Raw genomic sequence first — 1,824 nt, forward strand, 5'->3', positions numbered from 1 at the left:
CCTCGCGCTTTCACGAAGCAGGCTGTCCGAGGGCTGATCAGAAAACGGAAAGTGCTCTTGACCTGCAACGATGGGACTTACTGAGGGTCCTCTCGACTGCGAGGAAAAGAGCACTTTCCAGGTGACAGAGCCTACCGGGTTGTACCCGCGCGTCCGTGTCCAGGGAGACGGCCGCCAGATGGCCTCGCAGGCCGGTTCGGTCCTGCTATGGAGTCGGCGGACCGTCGAGAAGAATCGCGGCTGGAGGCGGTGGTGCCTGCTCAGCCGTCGGTTTGTTCGCCGACGAGGAATCCTTCGGCCCAGTGGGTTTGACCCACGGTGTACTCGTGCACGTGGAAGCCGTTGGGATGGTCCCTGAATCCGGGTAGGGTGCGCGCCTGCTCGATGCGTTGTTCCGCCCGTTGCTGGCTTGAGTACAGGCCGAGGAACGTGAAGCTGTCCTCGCTGTCGTCCCAGAAGAGCGGTTCGCCGTCTTCCATGAAGTCGACGGTGGTGGGAGCACCCGGCTCGTCCGCGAAGTGATGCCTGTGCACCAGGAGGTAGAGCGTCCGGTTCATGAGTCTCGCCTAAGCCCTTCGGGGTACACCGTGACGAACCCCTCGTTCCACAAATCCTCGTCCACCGTCACGGGTGCGATCTCGAAACAATCAGGTTCGTCCCGGAACCCTGGAAGCTTCCTGGAGATCTCCCGCTGCCTCTCCGCGACTGCCTGGTCCGGGTAGATGCCGATGATCCTCCACTCCTCCTCGTCCAGGTGGATGGTGCCGTCCGCATCGAGATGGATGACCCGTTCGTCCTGCTCCACCGCGAGATGGCGCGCGTGCCACAGCACGTAGAGATCGCCGTCAGGTTCGTGTTCGTCTGTCATCGCGGGAATTCTCCCTTGCTGGTGTGACGCTCGGGGGCGGCAGAGTTCGCGCCCCATATTGTGTCCGGTGGGTGATCAGAAACGCGAAGAGTGCCCCTGACCTGCAACGATGGGACTTGTCTAGGGTCCAGGTCGTCACAGGAAAGAAGCACTCTCCAGGTGAAGAAGCGTATCGGGCCCTACCCGCGTGTCCGTACCGAGGGCGGTGGTCGCGGGGTGGTCTCCCAGGCCGGTGGTGTGCTGCTGGTCGAGACGATCCGCAAGACCGGCCTGGACCAGGCGATATCGGCGGCGCTGGCACCGTGGCGGAAGCCGAGGGCGGTGCACGATCCGGGGAAGATCCTGCTGGATGTAGCGCTCGCGGTCGCGCTGGGCGGTGACTGCCTGGCCGATGTCGGGATGCTGCGGGCCGAGCCGGCCGTGTTCGGGCCGGTGGCCTCCGATCCGACGGTCTCCCGACTGATCGACACTCTGGGCGCGGCCGGTCCGAAGGCCCTGACGGCGATCAGGACCGGGCGGGCACAAGTACGGGAACACGTCTGGAAGTTGGCCGGAGCCGCGGCGCCGGATGCCGACGGGCAGGTGACCGTGGACCTCGACGGGGTGCTGGTGATCGCGCACTCCGACAAGCAGGATGCTGCCCCGACCTGGAAGCGGGCCTACGGCCATCACCCGCTGATCGCCTTCGTCGACCACGGCCCGGGCGGCACCGGGGAACCCGTCGCGGCCCTGCTCAGACCCGGCAACGCGGGCTCGAACACCGCCTCCGACCACATCACCACCACCCGCCTGGCCCTGGCCCAGCTGCCGAAGGAGTATCGGCGCGGGCGGCAGACCCTGATCCGCACCGACTCCGCGGGCGGCACCCACGACTTCGTCGCCTGGCTCGCGAAGCGAGGACGCTGGCTGTCCTACTCGGTCGGCATGGTGATCACCGACGCGATCCACCAACACGT

Annotated in this window: 3 protein-coding genes; 1 reads left to right on the top strand and 2 read right to left on the bottom strand. The window is 66.0% G+C overall.

Going from position 1 to position 1,824, the window contains the following annotated elements; translation table 11 throughout:
• Positions 1-260: 260 nt before the first annotated feature.
• The gene (locus ACZ6D7_RS47495) at positions 261-557 is read right to left on the bottom strand and encodes a DUF7336 domain-containing protein (protein WP_079657366.1); all 297 of its coding nucleotides are present in this window, start codon (positions 555-557) and stop codon (positions 261-263) included.
• Positions 554-868, bottom strand: coding sequence for a hypothetical protein (locus tag ACZ6D7_RS47500; RefSeq protein WP_079657367.1), 315 nt, complete (start codon positions 866-868; stop codon positions 554-556). The genes ACZ6D7_RS47495 and ACZ6D7_RS47500 overlap by 4 nt, the downstream gene beginning before the upstream one ends.
• A 159-nt stretch (positions 869-1,027) precedes the next feature.
• Between ACZ6D7_RS47500 and ACZ6D7_RS47505 the strand changes: the two genes are divergently transcribed.
• Positions 1,028-1,824, top strand: a 797-nt coding sequence (locus tag ACZ6D7_RS47505; RefSeq protein ID WP_469505163.1) for an IS1380 family transposase, incomplete at its 3' end; no start/stop codon positions are given.

The sequence above is a fragment of the Streptomyces sp. NPDC041784 genome (genome assembly GCF_055591025.1).

Excerpts from the sequence above, each read along its gene's own strand:
- ACZ6D7_RS47500 (WP_079657367.1), bottom strand. The coding sequence starts at position 868 with ATGACAGACGAACACGAACCTGACGGCGATCTCTACGTGCTGTGGCAC.
- ACZ6D7_RS47495 (WP_079657366.1), bottom strand. The coding sequence starts at position 557 with ATGAACCGGACGCTCTACCTCCTGGTGCACAGGCATCACTTCGCGGAC.